The organism is Streptomyces sp. PA03-3a (assembly GCF_033792735.1).
GTDB lineage: Bacteria > Actinomycetota > Actinomycetes > Streptomycetales > Streptomycetaceae > Actinacidiphila.
Map to the genome: position 1 here is coordinate 103,326 of NZ_JARAVM010000007.1, position 14,455 is coordinate 117,780.

A 14,455-nucleotide genomic window follows, 5' to 3' on the forward strand; every position below is an offset into this window, starting at 1 on the left:
GCGCATCATGACCCGAAGCCCCGTCGCGACCGCCGGCACCACCGCCGAGCAGGCCGCCAAGCAGCCGCCCGCCGCCGAGCGGGTCTACACCCACGTCAAGCAGGCGGTGCTCGACCGCCGCTACGAGGGCGGCACCCTCCTGAGCGAGGGCGAGCTGGCCGAGGCGGTGGGCGTCTCGCGCACCCCCGTCCGCGAGGCCCTGCTGCGCCTGGAGGCCGAGGGGCTGCTGAAGCTCTACCCGAAGAAGGGCGCCCTGGTGCTGCCGGTCTCCGCGCAGGAGATCGCCGACGTCGTGGAGACCCGGCTGCTCGTGGAGCGCCACGCCGTGATGAAGGCGGTGCCCGCCCCGGAGCGGCTGCTGAACCGGCTGGAGGAGCTGCTGGACGAGCAGCGCGGCCACGCCGCCACCGGCGACCTGGCCGCCTTCGCGGCGGCCGACCGCTGCTTCCACGCGGAGATCGTGCGCGCCGCGGGCAACCGCATCCTCTCCCAGCTGTACGACCAGCTGAGGGACCGTCAACTGCGGATGGGAGTGGCCACGATGCACGCCGAGCCCGGCCGCATCGCCAAGAACGTCGCCGAACACACCGAGATCCTCGCGGCGTTGCGCGCGGGGGACAGCGCCTCGGCGGCCACGCTGGTCGAGCGGCACGTCAGCTGGGTGAGCCACCTGGCCCGGGGGGAGTAATGACAACGAGCGGCACCACCAGCGGTGAACCGCCCGGCGGCACCAGGGCGGTCGCCGTCTGGAGCATCGGCACCCTCGTCTACACGGTCGCGGTCGTACACCGCACCAGCCTCGGCGTCGCCGGCATCGACGCCGCGGAGCGCTTCCACATCGGCGCCTCGGCGCTGTCCACCTTCTCGATCCTGCAGGTGCTGGTCTACGCGGGCATGCAGATACCGGTGGGCCTGATGGTCGACCGCCTCGGCACCAAGAAGGTGCTGAGCATCGGCATCGTCCTGTTCACCGCGGGCCAGCTCGGCTTCGCCCTCTCCCACGCCTACGGCCCGGCGCTCGCCGCCCGCGCGGTGCTGGGCTGCGGCGACGCCATGACCTTCGTGAGCGTGCTGCGGCTGGGCTCGCGCTGGTTCCCGGCCCGCCGCGGGCCGATGATCGCGCAGGGCGCCGCGCTGTTCGGCGTCGCGGGCAACCTGCTGAGCACCGTGCTGCTCGCGCGGCTGCTGCACTCCGCGGGCTGGACCCCGACCTTCGTGGGCACGGCGCTGGGCGGCGCGCTCGTCCTCGTCCTCGTGCTGGCCTTCATGAAGGACCACCCCGAGGGCTTCGAGCCGGCGCCCCCCGAGCACCCGGGGCGCGGTTACGTGAAGCGGCAGATCGCCGCCGCCTGGCGGGAGCCCGGCACCCGGCTGGGGATGTGGACGCACTTCACCACCCAGTTCTCCGGGATGGTCTTCCTGCTGCTGTGGGGACTGCCGTACCTGGTGGAGGACCAGGGGCTGTCCCGCGAGACCGCGGGCACCCTGCTGACGGTGGTCGTGATCGCGAACATGGTCTTCGGGATGCTCTTCGGCCAGATCATCGGCCGCCACCACGGGGCCCGGATGCCGCTCACCCTGGGCGTCGTCGGGGCGACCGCGGTGATGTGGGCGGTGGTCCTGGCCTGGCCCGCGGACCACGCGCCGCTGTGGCTGCTGGTGCTGCTCTGCGTCGTGCTGGGCACCTGCGGGCCGGCGTCGATGATCGGCTTCGACTTCGCCCGCCCGGCGAACCCTCCCGAGCGCTTCGGCACCGCGTCCGGCATCGTCAACATCGGCGGCTTCACCGCCTCGATGGCCGCGCTGCTGGCCATCGGCGTCCTGCTGGACGCGAGCGGCGACGACTACCGGGTGGCCTGGAGCAGCGTCTTCGTCCTCCAGGCCCTGGGCCTGGCGCAGATCCTGCGGCTGCGCGGCCCGGCCGCGCGGCTGGAGCGGCAGCGCATCGCCGTCAGCCGCGTCGAGAGCGTCCACGTCCCCGCCGGGACATGAACGCTCCCCCCGGCGTCACTGCGTGACGGCGATGTTCGCGAGGATCGCGTCGGCCAGCGACCGGTCGCCCTCGGTCTTGAGCCGGTCCTCCACGGCGGCCGCACGCGTGCGGCCGCAGGTCAGCCGGACGAAGGTCTCCCAGTCCAGGGTCAGCGTGACCGCGGGACCCAGCGAGACGCTGCCGTCGATCGAGCCGTGGCCCTCGGTGTCGACCCGGACCGTCCGCATGAACTCCAGCTCACCGTGGACGTCGAACACCACAGCGGAGCCCGCCGGGGCGCCGGCGCGCTCGGCGACCACCTTCGGCAGCTCGGAGAGGATGTGGTCCCGGGCGACGACCGCGCCCGGCGAGTCGAGGTTGCCCGGCTCGCCCAGTGCCCGGCGCAGGTCCTGCTCGTGCACCCACACGTCGAAGACCCGCCACTTCAGCAGCTCCTCGAGGGTCGTCTCCCTGCCCATGGGTCCGCGGACGGTGTCCTGCGCGCCACGGGTCTCGTTCCGCAGCTGCCGGGAGCGGCGGATGATGGTGTAGTCGAGTTCGCCGACGACCTCCGGCGCGGTGTGGTGCCGCCGCTTGTCGACCGGCACCTCCACGTAACGGGCGTGCTCCGTGGTCATGTGCCGCAGGTCGCTGGGGAGCGTGTGGATCGGCCGGGGATCTCCGAGCAGCTCGCACTCGAACCCGATCACGTGCGACACGACGTCGCGCACGGACCAGTACGGGCACTCGGTCGGCCGGTTCCAGGCGCCCGCCGGAACGGGACGGACCAACTCGGCTATGGATTCTATGGAGTGGGTCCAGGCGTCGATGTACGGCTGGATCTGGCTGTGGACGGTGCCGGTCACGGGACCCCTCGACGGTCGGAGCGCGGTCGTGGTGTGCGCCTTAAATTACGCTGCGCAGTGACACCACGGGAGTGCTTTCGTGTGACGATCGTAGGCCCGTAAGAACGTGCCGAACTCATGGGCGGTGGCACTGTGCGCGTTTCCCTGCTCCAGATCGACGTCGACCCCGGCGAAGCGGTGGACGCCCGGCGCGAACGGGTCGCGTCGCTCGTCCGCGGACAGGCCGGGTCGGACCTGGTCGTCCTGCCCGAACTGTGGCCCGTCGGCGCCTTCGCGGCCGATCTTTTCCAGCCAGAGGCCGAGCCGCTGCGGGGTCCCACCGCCGAGGTCATGAGCGCCGCGGCGCTCGACGCGGGGGTCTGGCTGCACGCGGGGTCGATCGTCGAGCGCGCCCCCGACGGCGCGCTGTACAACACCTCGCTGCTCTTCTCCCCCGACGGCGAACTGCGCGCGACCTACCGCAAGATCCACCGCTTCGGCTTCGACCGTGGCGAGGCCGTGCTCATGAGCGCCGGCGACCGCATCGTCACCGGCGACGTCCAGGGCGTCCCCGTGGGCCTGGCCACCTGCTACGACCTGCGCTTCCCCGAGCAGTTCCGGCTGCTCGTCGACGCGGGCGCCACCGTCCTGGTCGTCCCGGCCGGCTGGCCCGCCCGGCGCCGCGAGCACTGGACGCTGCTGGCCCGCGCCCGCGCGATCGAATCGCAGGCCTATGTGCTGGCCTGCGGCACCGCGGGCACCCACGCCGGGGTGGAGCTGGCCGGCCACAGCGTCGTCGTCGACCCCTGGGGCGCCGTCCTCGCCGAGGCCGGGCCGGGGGAGGAGGTCCTCACCGCCGAACTCGACCCGGGCCTGGTGGCGAAGACCCGGGCGGACTTCCCGGTGCTGCGCGACCGCGTGCTGGGCCTGCCGGTGCCGGATTCGGCCGGTTGAGGCGGTATGGCCCCATCAGGGACCATCGGCCCCGGAGGTGGGGGCGGAGTGCTCTGCGCCTGCGGGGGGCCGGACCGGCAGGGTGGTTCCCATGGAATTCGAGGGGCGCGCTGCGCTGGCGCTGCTGGGAAGGGTTCGGTACGGGCGGCTGGCGCTGACGCGGGGGGCCCTGCCGTACATCGCCGTGGCCCGGCACGTCGTCGCCGACGACTCCGTGCTGATCCGCACCGACCGCTCATGGGGTGTGGACGGCACGGTCGTGGCCTACCAGGCGGACGACCTCGAAGCGGGCTGGGCGGTGCAGTTCCTCGGGACGGCGCGCGCCTTCCACCCGTCGTCGGCACAAGAGGCGCTCTTCGGCAGAGATCGTCAAAACGATACAAGCGTGGAGCCGGGCCATGTGTACGTACGACTCGACCCGCGAGTCCACCACCGGAATGATCTAGCATCACCCTGGTGATCGGGAGTTCGGCGACGGCGCCGCCCTCCGCCGGGACACTGGACACCCTGCTGCGCCGATACAAGGACGCCGGCGCCCCGCTGTCCTGCGAACCCGTTGCCCAGGGCTTACTGAACCGGGGATTCCGGCTGGCCACCACCAGCGGCCGCTACTTCCTCAAGCTGTACGTCGACAGCGCCACCTCCGACTCCGCCGTCATCGCCCGCCAGCACCGTGCGACCCAGCGGCTCGACGAGGTGGGCCTGCCCGTCGCGCCGCCGGTGCCGGACGCGGACGGGCGCACCGTCGCCGTGGTCGGCGGGCGCCGCTTCGCGCTCTATCCGTGGGTGGAGGGACGGCACCGCGCGGGCGGCGAACTCACCACCGCCGACTCCCGCCGCCTCGGCGCGCTGCTCGGACTCGTCCACACCACCCTGGCCCAGGTGCAGCCCGCCCCCGAGCCGGGCCGGCACGCCAGCGCCGACCCCGAACTGACCTACGCGCTGATCGCCGCGCTGCTGCGCCGGGTGCGCGCCCGCGCGCCGCGCGAGACCTTCGACGAACTCGCCGAGCACCGACTGCTGGAGCGCCGCGCCCTGCTGGAACGTCACGCCCACCGCCGCCCGCCCGACGCCGCCGGCCCGGTGTCCGGATGGGTGCACGGCGACTTCCACCCGCTCAACCTGCTCTACCGCGAGGACGAACCCGTCGCCATCGTCGACTGGGACCGGCTCGGCGTGCGGCCGCGCGCCGAGGAGGCCGTACGGGCCGCCGTGATCTTCTTCGTGCAGCCCGGCGGCGCCCTGGACCTCGACAAGATCCGCGCGTACGCGGGCGCCTACCGCGGCGCCGCGGGCGTGGCGGAGGACGAACTGGCCGCCGCCGTGCACCGGGTGTGGTGGGAGCGGCTCAACGACTTCTGGATGCTGCGCTGGCGCTACGTCCTCGACGACCGCAGGACCGACCCCCTCTTCCCGGCCTCGTCCGCCCTGGTCGTCTGGTGGACCGCGGCGTACGAGGCCGTGCTGGAGGCCTTCACGGGCTGACCCGGAGGTCAGCGGGCCGGCCACCGGCCGGTCAGCCGCCTGTGACGCCGGCGTCCGCGGCGCCCTCGGTGCCGGCGGTACCGCCGCTCTCGGACGCGGTCGGCGTCGGCTCGGTCGGCGTCGGCGTGGGCGGCGCGGAACTGGCGGGGGCGCTCGGCTCCTTGGTCGGCGCCTCGGACGTGGCGGGAGCCTCGGAGGTCGGCCGCGTGTAGGAGGGAGTCGAGTTGTACGACGGCTTCTCTGTGACGCCGCCGGTGCCTTCCTGCGTCTCCTGCGTGGAGTCGTCCCGGGTCGGCTGCGACGTCGGCTTCTCCGGCTGCGAATGCGTCGGCGTCACCTTCTCCGCCGGGGGCTTCTTGCCACCGGTCTGGGAGACGGCGAAGTAGATGCCGAGCGCGACCGCGAGCACCGCCGCGACCACGAACAGCGCCGGCTTGGCCCAGCGGCCGCCGCCGTGCGGGGGGCTCGCGCCGTTGTAACCGTGGTCACCGCCGTCGCCGCCGGGCGGCCCGAGCAGCAGCGGCGGCTGCAACTCCGCCGTGTTGTGCGGGTTCTGCTGCCCGTACTGCGGGGAGACGCCCATCGGGGCGGTCGGGGCGGCGTTCGGCGCGGGCACGTAACCGGTGTTCCAGGTGCCGGTGTGGCCACCGCGCTCGCTCAGCATGCCCAGCGCGTACTGGACGACGCCGCGCATCTCCTCGGCGGTCTGGAAACGGTCGTCCGGGTGCTTGGCGAGCGCGTGCAGCACCAGCCCGTCCAACTCCGGCGGCACCCGGTCGCTGAGCTGGGACGGCGGGCGCGGCTCGTCCTGGACGTGCTGGTAGACCACCGACAGCGGGGTCTCACCGGTGAACGGGGGCCGCAGCGCGAGGAGTTCGTAGAGCAGGCAGCCCGTCGCGTACAGGTCGGAGCGGGCGTCCACCGTCTTGCCGAGCGCCTGCTCCGGCGACAGGTACTGCGGGGTGCCCATGACCATGCCGGTCTGCGTCATCGTGGTCGAGGCGCCGTGCAGCGCCCGCGCGATGCCGAAGTCCATCACCTTCACCGCGCCGGTGTTGGTGATGATCACGTTCGCCGGCTTGATGTCCCGGTGGACGATGCCGTGCGCATGGCTGTAGGCCAGCGCCTCCAGCACGCCCGAGACGATGATGAGCGCCTGGTCGACCGGCGGCGGCTGGTCGGAACCCAGCAGCAGGTCGCGGATCGTGCGGCCCTCGACGAGCTCCATCACGATGTACGGCACGGTGCCACCCGGCGTGACGTCCTCGCCCGAGTCGTACACCGCCACCACCGCATGGTGGTTGAGCCCGGCGACCGACTGCGCCTCGCGCGTGAAGCGGGCCTTGGACACCGGGTCCTCGGCGAGGTCGGAACGGAGCAGCTTGACGGCCACCGTCCGCCCCAGGCGCACGTCCTCAGCCGCGAAGACCTCGGCCATGCCGCCGCGTCCGAGACGCCCGGTCAGCCGGTAGCGGCCGTCGCCCACCAGGCCCGCGGCGCCCCACAGCTCGGGCGAGTCGGGCACGCCCCGGCCGTCGGCAGAGGGCTCGTCAGGGCCCCCGGCGGCTGTCGTCTGTGCCATCAGTCCTCGCCGTCGATCGTCGCCGTACAGGGTCCTCCGGCGCACCACGCTACCGCGTTCCGTGTGGGACGCGCTCCCGTGGCACCCGTGCCCCCGATGAAGGGATTCATACGCATCCGGTGACGAACAGGTCAACGAACTTGACCTGTCCAGGCCGTCGGGCAGACTGGGCTGGCAGGATCGGGACAACCGTCTTGTGCGTACGCGCGGTGCGCCCAGGGGGAACGTCAAGGGGACGGGTACGGATGAGCGGGGACGGCACGCGGGGAACTCATTCGGGGCGCTCGGTCGGTAACGGTCGCTACGTACTGCGCGACCTGCTGGGACAGGGTGGCATGGCCGCCGTGCACCTGGCACACGACACAGTGCTGGACCGTCCGGTGGCCGTCAAGACGCTGCACACGGACCTCGGCCGGGAGCAGTCGTTCCGCGAGCGGTTCCGGCGCGAGGCGCAGGCCGTCGCCAAGCTCAACCACACCAACATCGTCTCGGTCTTCGACTCCGGCGAGGACACCGTCGACGGCGCGCTCGTGCCGTACATCGTCATGGAGTACGTCGAGGGCAAGCCCCTGCGCGACGTGCTCGACGAGGACGTCGCGCAGTTCGGCGCGATGCCCACCGAGAAGGCCCTGAAGATCACCGCGGACGTGCTCGCCGCGCTCTCCGAGAGCCACAGCATGGGCCTGGTCCACCGGGACATCAAGCCCGGCAACGTGATGCTCACCAAGCGCGGCGTGGTGAAGGTGATGGACTTCGGCATCGCCCGTGCGATGCAGTCCGGCGTCTCGTCGATGACGCAGACCGGCATGGTCGTCGGCACCCCGCAGTACCTCTCGCCGGAACAGGCGCTGGGGCGGGGCGTGGACGAGCGCTCCGACCTGTACTCGGTGGGCTGCCTGCTCTTCGAGCTGCTCACCGGGCGGCTGCCCTTCGACGGCGACTCCCCGCTGTCCATCGCCTACCAGCACGTGCAGGAGGTCCCGCCGGCCCCGTCGGCGCTCAACCGGGCGGTGCAGCCGGGCGTCGACGCGCTCGTCGCACGGGCCCTGAGGAAGAACCCGGCCGAGCGCTTCCCCACCGCCGACGCCATGCGCGACGAGGCGGAGCGGGTCGCGGCGCCGGGCCGCGGCGGGGCGACCACGCCGCTGATCATCGGTGGCGGGCCGCGCCCGCGCGGCCGCGGCGAGGAGGTCTCCTCCGCGGTCTTCCCGCCGGTGCAGGGGGACCTGGGGACCCCGCCGCCGCACGTGCAGACCCCCTACCAGGCCCCGGCCCCGCCTCCGTACGCGCAGCCGCGGCAGGAGTCCCCGCAGCGCTGGGGCACCGGCGGTCAGGGGGGCGGCGCCCACACCCCGCCGCCCGGCCCCGCTTACGGCTACCCGCAGAACGCGCACACGCCCCACCCGGCACACCCGCAGGCCGCGCAGCAGCACGCCACCCCGCCCTACACGATGCGCCCGGGCACCCCGGCGGGCGGCGGCCGCAGGGGAGGCGGCGCCTCGACGGCGGTCGTCGCCATCGGCGCCACGGTCGCCGTGATCGCCGTGGTCGCGGTCGTCATCATCGCCATGGCCATGGGCGAGCAGGGCGAGAAGGGTGACACCGGCGGCACCGGCGGCACTCCCACCTACGACTCCCGGCCCGGCGCCTCGGTCACGGCCACCGACCGCAGGGAGACCCCCTCGCGCCCGGCGGACGACGAGCCCGCGCCGGGCGTCAGCCAGGCCGACCAGACCCGGACCATCGACGCCTCGCGCTGCTCCGAGGCCACCAAGAGCTACCTGGGCGACGACCCGGACGCCGTGGTGATGCCGGACTTCTTCACCAAGTACGTCGACTCGGTCAAGTCCTGCATGGACGCGGCCGGTTGGGACTACGAGATCAAGTACCGCAACGAGCAGATCTACGGGAAGGGCGCGGTCGTCGACCAGAAGCCCAAGACCTACGGCGCGTTCAAGCCGGAGAAGGACAAGATCACCATCTGGGTCTCCACCGGCCAGGGCGGCTGACCCCCCGGCGTCCCCCGGACGCCCGCATGGCAACGACGGACGGCGGGTGACCCCACGGGTCCCCGCCGTCTGTACCTACGCGTACGTACCGTCCTGGTCCCGCCGGCTCACAGATACGGGCCCGTGCGGGCCCCGCCCGGGACGGTCCCCTCCTCGTCGCCCTCGTGGCCGACACCGGGCGGCAGCGCGCGGCGCATCTGCTCCAACTGGGCACGGGCGGCCATCTGCTGGGCGAACAGGGCGGTCTGGATGCCGTGGAAGAGGCCCTCGAGCCATCCCACCAACTGCGCCTGGGCGATCCGCAGCTCGGCGTCGCTCGGCACGCCGTCCTCGGCGAAGGGCAGCGAGAGCCGCTCCAACTCCTCGACCAGCTCGGGGGCGAGCCCCGCCTCGAGCTCCTTCACGGAGCTGTGGTGGATCTCCTTCAGGCGCACCCGGCTCGCCTCGTCCAGGGGCGCGGCCTTGACCTCTTCCAGGAGCTGCTTGATCATGCTGCCGATCCGCATGACCTTCGCGGGCTGTTCGACCATCTCCGTCACGGGAACCTCGCGCTGCTCGTCGCCTTCTCCGGCGCGGTCGGCGTGTCCGCCGCCGCCGAGGGCCAACCCGTCCGGGCCGACGACCAGGACCTGCGGGCTCTCCTGCGACCGTTCGTTCATCGGCATCTCCATGCCGCCATTGTCGCGCACCGGCGCCTCTCCGGAAGGTGTGCCCCCCACCACCCCGCGCTACCCCTCCCGGCCGCAGCCGTCCGCCGCCGGGCCGGCCCGGTGCGTGGCGCGAGGGGCTCAGCGGCCACGGCGCAGCCGCAGAGCGAGGAAGCCCAGTCCCAGCCCGATCAGCACCAGTCCCGCACCGAGCGGCAGCACCTCCAGCACCCGCCCCACCGGTGCCCGGACGGCGGCCGGCCCCTGGTCCTGCGGCTCCTCGACGTGGACGGGGAGGTTCGCCGGGGGCCGTTCCTCGCCGGCGCCCGGGGTCTGCGGCGGCTCCGCCCGCCCGGGGTGCCTGCGCCCCTCACCGGACTCGCTGCCCGCCAGCCCGGAGGACGCCGCCGGGTGGGGCGGGGGCGGCGCGGCCGCGCCGGTGACCAGGAGGGCGACTCCGGTCACCGTCGCCGCCACGACCACCTTCCGCAACTCCATGCTTCCAGCGTCACACGGAGCGTCACGGGCGGCCAGTCGTGCCCGCGCGAGGGCCGTACCGGCCGCCCGGCGGCGGTTCAGAGCGTGAGCAGCACCTTGCCGACGTGGGTGCTGGCCTCGACCAGCCGGTGCGCCTCCGGCGCCTCGCGCACGGGGAGCGTGCGGTCCACGACCGGGCGCACCACCCCGGACTCCAGCAGCGGCCAGACGTGCTCCCGCACCGCCGCCACGATGGCCGCCTTCTCCTCCAGCGGCCGTCCGCGCAGCGAGGTCGCGGTGATCGCGGCCCGCTTGGCGAGCATCCTGCCGAGGTCGAGCTCCCCCTTGACGCCGCCCTGGAGCCCGATGACGGCCAGCCTGCCGTTGACCGCGAGGGCCTCGACGTTCCGGCCCAGGTACTTCGCGCCCATGATGTCGAGGATGACGTCGGCCCCGCCGAAGGCCTTGCGGACCTCGGCCGTGAAGTCCTGCTCGCGGTAGTTGATCCCGAGGTCCGCGCCCAGCTCGCGGCACTTGGCGAGCTTGTCCTCGCTGCCCGCGGTGACCGCGACCTTGGCACCGACCGCCTTGGCCAGCTGGATCGCCATCGTGCCGATGCCGCTGGAGCCGCCGTGGACCAGCAGCGTCTCGCCGGGACGCAGGTGGGCGATCATGAAGACGTTGGACCAGACGGTGCAGACCACCTCCGGCAGGGCCGCCGCCTCGACGAGCCCCACCCCCTTGGGCACCGGCAGCAGCTGCCCGGCGGGGACGACGACCTTGCCCGCGTAGCCGCCGCCCGCGAGCAGCGCGCACACCTCGTCGCCCACGGACCAGCCGCTCACCCCGGGGCCGAGGGCGGCGACTCGGCCCGAGCACTCAAGGCCCGGGTAGGGGGACGCGCCCGGCGGCGGGTCGTAGAAGCCCTGCCGCTGCAGCAGGTCGGCACGGTTGACGGCGGTCGCGGCGACCTCGACCAGCACCTCGCCCTCGGCGGGTACGGGATCGGGGACCTCGGCCCAGACGAGCGCGTCGGGACCGCCGGGTTCGGGGATGGTGATCGCATGCATGCCGCCGACGCTACCCCTGCGGGACGTGCGACGGGTCGTCCTGACTCGTCCTGTGGATGACGATGAGCCGATCGGTCAACTGCAGCGGGCTCGCCTCGGGGTTGTCGTGGTCGAGCAGCCGGTGGCCGCGCTTGACGACCACCACCAGGTCACCGACCTCGCGCGGGTCGCGCCCGGCCTCCGCCTTGGTGACGGGACGCTCGATCAGGTCCAGTCCGCTGCCGTAGCTGATCAGCTCCTCCATCACCTCGCCGGCGCTCGGGCTGAGCATCGACATCCCGAGCAGCCGGCCGGCCGCGCCGGAGCTGGTCACGACGGCGTTGGCGCCGGACTGGCGGAGCAGCGGGGCGTTCTCCTCCTCGCGCACGGACGCGACGATGTTGATCCGCTTGTTCAGCTGGCGGGCCGTGAGCGCCACCAGGACGGCGGTGTCGTCCCGTTGCGCGGCGATGATCAGCTCCTTGGCCCGCTGGATCTCCGCCCGCAGGAGCACGTCGTTGCGGGTCGCGTCGCCGGTGACGCCCGCGAAACCCGCGGAGACCGCGGACTCCACCGCCTTGTGATCCGGGTCGACCACCACGATCCGCTGGGCCGGCACGCCGTGCCCGGTCAGCGTCCTGGCCGCCGAACGGCCCTTGGTGCCGTATCCGACGATGACGGTGTGGTCGCGCACGAGGGACCTCCAGCGCTGCTGCCGGTACTGCTCGCGGGTGCGCTCGGTGAGCACTTCGAGAGTGGTGCCGACGAGGATGATCAGGAAGAGCACGCGCAGAGGCGTCACCAGGAGCACATTGGTCAGCCGGGCGCTCGCGCTGTACGGGACGACGTCGCCGTAGCCCGTGGTGGAGAGGGTGACGGTGGCGTAGTAGACGCAGTCCAGCAGCGACATCGAACCGCCGGCGTTGTCGTGGTAGCCGGCGCGGTCGATGTACACGATCAGCACGGTCAGCGCCATGACCAGCAGGGCCAGCACGAGACGCCGGACCACCTGGCGCAGGGGCCCGACGGCGTTCTTGTGGGGCAGGTGCACCATGTCGGCGCCCGCCCGTACGGCGCCACGACCGCGGCCGGTGTCTCTCACAGCCGCCCCCAGCCCGTCTCCAGGACGGCCGTGCGGTCGCCCTTCACCGCCCCGCCGGGCGGCACGACGGCCATGCCGTCGGCCGTCGCGATGCCGCGGAGCATGGCCGGGCCGCTGAAGTGCAGCGGGGCCGCCTGCGACTCCTCGTCGAGGACCACCGGCACCAGGCGGGTGTCGGTGGGGTGGCCGTGCACGTCTCCGGTGAGCCGGGCCTCGTACGCCACCGGGGCCGGGCGGCCCGCGAGCGCGCGCAGCAGGGGGACGGCGAGGGTCAGCACCCCGGAGACGGCCGCCAGCGGGTTCCCCGGCAGGCCCACCAGCCTTCCGCCGCCCGGCAGTTCGGCCAGCAGCATGGGGTGCCCGGGGCGGACCGCGACGCCGTCGACGAGCAACCGCGCGCCGATGCGCTCCAGTACGGGGTGGACGAAGTCCACCGGACCGCCCGCAGTGCCGCCCGTGGTGACGACGAGATCGGCGGTCGAGGCGGTGACGGCGTCCTGCAGCAGGCCGGCGTCGTCCTTCAGCCGCCGGGCGCCGACCGTGCCGGCCCCGAGCGCGGTGAGCCAGCCGGGCAGCAGCGGGCCGAGCGCGTCCCGCACCCGGCCGGCGCCGGGCGCGCCGGCGTCCAGCAACTCGTCGCCCAGGACGAGGATCTCCACCGACGGCCTCGCGGTGACGGCCAGTTCGTCGTAACCGGCCGCCGCGGCCAGGCCGAGCACCGCGGGCGTGACCAGTACCCCGGCGGCCAGCAACTCGTCGCCGCCGCGGCACTCCTGGCCGCGGGGCCGCACGTCCTGCCCTGGCCCGGGGCCGCCCCGCGTGGCGTGCAGCAGCCCGTCCGCGCTGATCCGCCCGTGCTCCCGGCGCAGCACCGCGGTCGCGCCGGGGGGCAGCGCGGCGCCGGTGGCGATGACCGTGGCATGGCCGTCGAGCAGCGCGGTGGTGGACCGCTGCCCGGCCAGGACGCTGCCCTCCGTGCGCCACGGGCCGGGGCCCGCGACGGCCCAGCCGTCCATCGCGGAGGTGTCGAAGGAGGGCAGGTCCGTGAGCGCGGTCAGCGGTTCGGCCAGCGCGTGTCCCAGCGCCGCGTCGAGCGGCAGCGCCAGCCGTCCCAGCGGGCCCGCGGCGGACCCGGCGATGTGCCGGGCCCGCGGCCACGGCAGGTCGTGGCGACCGCTGTGGGGGGAGCCGTGGGAGGCACCACGGGCGGCGCCGTGAATCCCGCCCCGGGCCCCGCCGTGGGGGCGGGGAAGGGACGACGCAGCGCCGTCGGGGCCGCCGCCGCCGGAAGGCGGCTGCGCGGGGTCGTGCCGGCCGACGGCCCGCCCGTTGGCCAGGGCCAGCGCCGCGTCCAACTCGGCGTCGGCGGCGTCCCCGGCACCGGTGTCGCGGGCACCGCCCGCCGCACCCGGCAGGTTCATGCGCCCGGGTCCCCGCTCTCCGCTTCCTTCGCCCACCGCTCGGCCAGCGCGGCGGCGCGCCTGGCGGCCTCCGCGACGGCCTGCTCGCCGCCGCCCGCCGTGGCCGCCGCGTAGCCCACCAGGAAGGTGGTCAGCGGCGCGGCGGGGCGGTCGACACCGTGCGCGGCGTCCCGGGCGAGGTCGAGGAGCATACGGATGTCGACGTCGAGATCGATGCCGAGTTCGGACTTGGCTGCGGTGATCCATTCATCCAACACGCCCCCATGCTCCCTGATACGGGCCCGCGCTGTGGAGAGGTCGTCCCAGGTGTCGCAGTCGAAGGAGGCCTGCCCGGTGGGGTCGGGCAGCCTCCGCAGGGCCAGTTCACCGGTGAGCAGACGCAACGGCAGCCCGGTGAGGGTTCCGTGCTCGGCGGCGATCAGCGCCAGGTGGTGGCGCAGTGCCTCCGTGCGGTATACGGCCGCCAGCGTCTGGTCGCGGCCGTCGGGATCGGTGAGCACGACCCCGTCGTCGCCGTCCGCGCCGCTGCGCAGGTCGGCGAGCAGGGCGTCCGCCGTGGCACGGGACAGGAACGGCAGGTCGGCGGCGAGCACCAGCACGACGTCCGCGGTGACCTGGCGCAGCCCGGCGGCGAGCGCGGGCAGCGGGCCCCCGCCCGGCGGTTCCTCGCGGGCCCAGGCCACCGGGCGGACGGTGGGACGGCGCGGGCCGACGACCACGGTGGTGGCCGCGCCCGCGCACGCGTCCAGGACACGGTCGATCAGCGCGCGACCGGCGACGGGCAGTCCCGGCTTGTCGGCCCCGCCGAGGCGCCTGGCGGCGCCGCCGGCGAGGACGACCGCGTCGTGGGGCCGCTCGTACGACGAAGGCGGCGATGGGTGGTCCCGCGGCTCACGCGGCTCCGGAGTCATG

The 14,455-nt window shown here is 73.9% G+C and carries 14 protein-coding genes; 6 read left to right on the forward strand and 8 right to left on the reverse strand.

All coding sequences use genetic code 11. The features are described 5' to 3' along the window. The first annotated feature begins 7 nt into the window (after positions 1-7). Both PV342_RS10805 and PV342_RS10810 read left to right on the forward strand, forming a co-directional pair. On the forward strand, positions 8-688 hold the full coding sequence (locus tag PV342_RS10805; RefSeq protein WP_329186796.1) for a GntR family transcriptional regulator: 681 nt from the start codon (positions 8-10) through the stop codon (positions 686-688). Next, on the forward strand, positions 688-1,992 hold the full coding sequence (locus PV342_RS10810; protein WP_386990090.1) for an MFS transporter: 1,305 nt from the start codon (positions 688-690) through the stop codon (positions 1,990-1,992). The genes PV342_RS10805 and PV342_RS10810 overlap by 1 nt, the downstream gene beginning before the upstream one ends. Before the next feature lie 15 nt (positions 1,993-2,007). Here the strand turns inward: PV342_RS10810 and PV342_RS10815 are convergent, their stop codons facing one another. After that, entirely contained in the window at positions 2,008-2,838 is an 831-nt protein-coding gene (locus tag PV342_RS10815; RefSeq protein ID WP_361000551.1) for a maleylpyruvate isomerase family mycothiol-dependent enzyme, read from the reverse strand. A gap of 132 nt (positions 2,839-2,970) precedes the next feature. Between PV342_RS10815 and PV342_RS10820 the strand changes: the two genes are divergently transcribed. From PV342_RS10820 to PV342_RS10830, 3 genes are all read left to right on the forward strand, one after another. Then, entirely contained in the window at positions 2,971-3,771 is an 801-nt protein-coding gene (locus PV342_RS10820; RefSeq protein WP_018559153.1) for a carbon-nitrogen family hydrolase, read from the forward strand. Between the two features lie 91 nt (positions 3,772-3,862). Then, positions 3,863-4,231 (forward strand): pyridoxamine 5'-phosphate oxidase family protein, encoded by a 369-nt coding sequence (locus PV342_RS10825; RefSeq protein WP_500316780.1) that lies wholly within the window; start codon positions 3,863-3,865, stop codon positions 4,229-4,231. Then, positions 4,228-5,256 (forward strand): phosphotransferase, encoded by a 1,029-nt coding sequence (locus tag PV342_RS10830; protein WP_500316781.1) that lies wholly within the window; start codon positions 4,228-4,230, stop codon positions 5,254-5,256. Before PV342_RS10825 ends, PV342_RS10830 begins: the two co-directional genes overlap by 4 nt. Before the next feature lie 31 nt (positions 5,257-5,287). Here PV342_RS10830 and PV342_RS10835 read toward each other — a convergent pair whose 3' ends face one another. Then, a complete protein-coding gene (locus PV342_RS10835) occupies positions 5,288-6,838 on the reverse strand; it encodes a protein kinase domain-containing protein (protein WP_386990085.1) in 1,551 nt (516 codons plus the stop codon). A 245-nt stretch (positions 6,839-7,083) separates the two neighbouring features. Between PV342_RS10835 and PV342_RS10840 the strand changes: the two genes are divergently transcribed. Next, positions 7,084-8,847: a Stk1 family PASTA domain-containing Ser/Thr kinase gene (locus tag PV342_RS10840; RefSeq protein WP_500316783.1), complete on the forward strand. Its 1,764-nt coding sequence runs from the start codon at positions 7,084-7,086 to the stop codon at positions 8,845-8,847. Positions 8,848-8,954: 107 nt separating this feature from the next. Here the strand turns inward: PV342_RS10840 and PV342_RS10845 are convergent, their stop codons facing one another. From PV342_RS10845 to PV342_RS10870, 6 genes are all read right to left on the reverse strand, one after another. Beyond that, complete coding sequence (locus PV342_RS10845; protein WP_386990081.1) at positions 8,955-9,518, reverse strand: bacterial proteasome activator family protein; 564 nt, start codon at positions 9,516-9,518, stop codon at positions 8,955-8,957. 117 nt (positions 9,519-9,635) lie between these two features. Next, positions 9,636-9,992 carry a hypothetical protein gene (locus PV342_RS10850; RefSeq protein ID WP_392613910.1) on the reverse strand — a complete coding sequence of 119 codons (357 nt, stop codon included), beginning with the start codon at positions 9,990-9,992 and terminating at the stop codon, positions 9,636-9,638. Between the two features lie 77 nt (positions 9,993-10,069). Further along, positions 10,070-11,041: an NAD(P)H-quinone oxidoreductase gene (locus PV342_RS10855; RefSeq protein ID WP_361000540.1), complete on the reverse strand. Its 972-nt coding sequence runs from the start codon at positions 11,039-11,041 to the stop codon at positions 10,070-10,072. Positions 11,042-11,051: 10 nt separating this feature from the next. Then, entirely contained in the window at positions 11,052-12,074 is a 1,023-nt protein-coding gene (locus tag PV342_RS10860) for a potassium channel family protein (RefSeq protein WP_400800066.1), read from the reverse strand. A gap of 44 nt (positions 12,075-12,118) precedes the next feature. Further along, on the reverse strand, positions 12,119-13,543 hold the full coding sequence (locus PV342_RS10865) for a molybdopterin molybdotransferase MoeA (protein ID WP_500316785.1): 1,425 nt from the start codon (positions 13,541-13,543) through the stop codon (positions 12,119-12,121). Beyond that, positions 13,540-14,454, reverse strand: a complete 915-nt coding sequence (locus PV342_RS10870; protein WP_400799830.1) for an NTP transferase domain-containing protein — start codon at positions 14,452-14,454, stop codon at positions 13,540-13,542. The genes PV342_RS10865 and PV342_RS10870 overlap by 4 nt, the downstream gene beginning before the upstream one ends. Position 14,455: the final 1 nt, after the last annotated feature.

Bases quoted from the DNA above. Each gene is read 5' to 3' on its own strand.
- PV342_RS10845 (WP_386990081.1), bottom strand. From the start codon at position 9,518: ATGGAGATGCCGATGAACGAACGGTCGCAGGAGAGCCCGCAGGTCCTG.
- PV342_RS10855 (WP_361000540.1), bottom strand. From the start codon at position 11,041: ATGCATGCGATCACCATCCCCGAACCCGGCGGTCCCGACGCGCTCGTC.
- PV342_RS10835 (WP_386990085.1), bottom strand. From the start codon at position 6,838: ATGGCACAGACGACAGCCGCCGGGGGCCCTGACGAGCCCTCTGCCGAC.
- PV342_RS10805 (WP_329186796.1), top strand. From the start codon at position 8: ATGACCCGAAGCCCCGTCGCGACCGCCGGCACCACCGCCGAGCAGGCC.
- PV342_RS10870 (WP_400799830.1), bottom strand. From the start codon at position 14,454: ATGACTCCGGAGCCGCGTGAGCCGCGGGACCACCCATCGCCGCCTTCG.
- PV342_RS10860 (WP_400800066.1), bottom strand. From the start codon at position 12,074: ATGGTGCACCTGCCCCACAAGAACGCCGTCGGGCCCCTGCGCCAGGTG.
- PV342_RS10825 (WP_500316780.1), top strand. From the start codon at position 3,863: ATGGAATTCGAGGGGCGCGCTGCGCTGGCGCTGCTGGGAAGGGTTCGG.
- PV342_RS10850 (WP_392613910.1), bottom strand. From the start codon at position 9,992: ATGGAGTTGCGGAAGGTGGTCGTGGCGGCGACGGTGACCGGAGTCGCC.
- PV342_RS10865 (WP_500316785.1), bottom strand. From the start codon at position 13,543: ATGAACCTGCCGGGTGCGGCGGGCGGTGCCCGCGACACCGGTGCCGGG.
- PV342_RS10810 (WP_386990090.1), top strand. From the start codon at position 688: ATGACAACGAGCGGCACCACCAGCGGTGAACCGCCCGGCGGCACCAGG.
- PV342_RS10840 (WP_500316783.1), top strand. From the start codon at position 7,084: ATGAGCGGGGACGGCACGCGGGGAACTCATTCGGGGCGCTCGGTCGGT.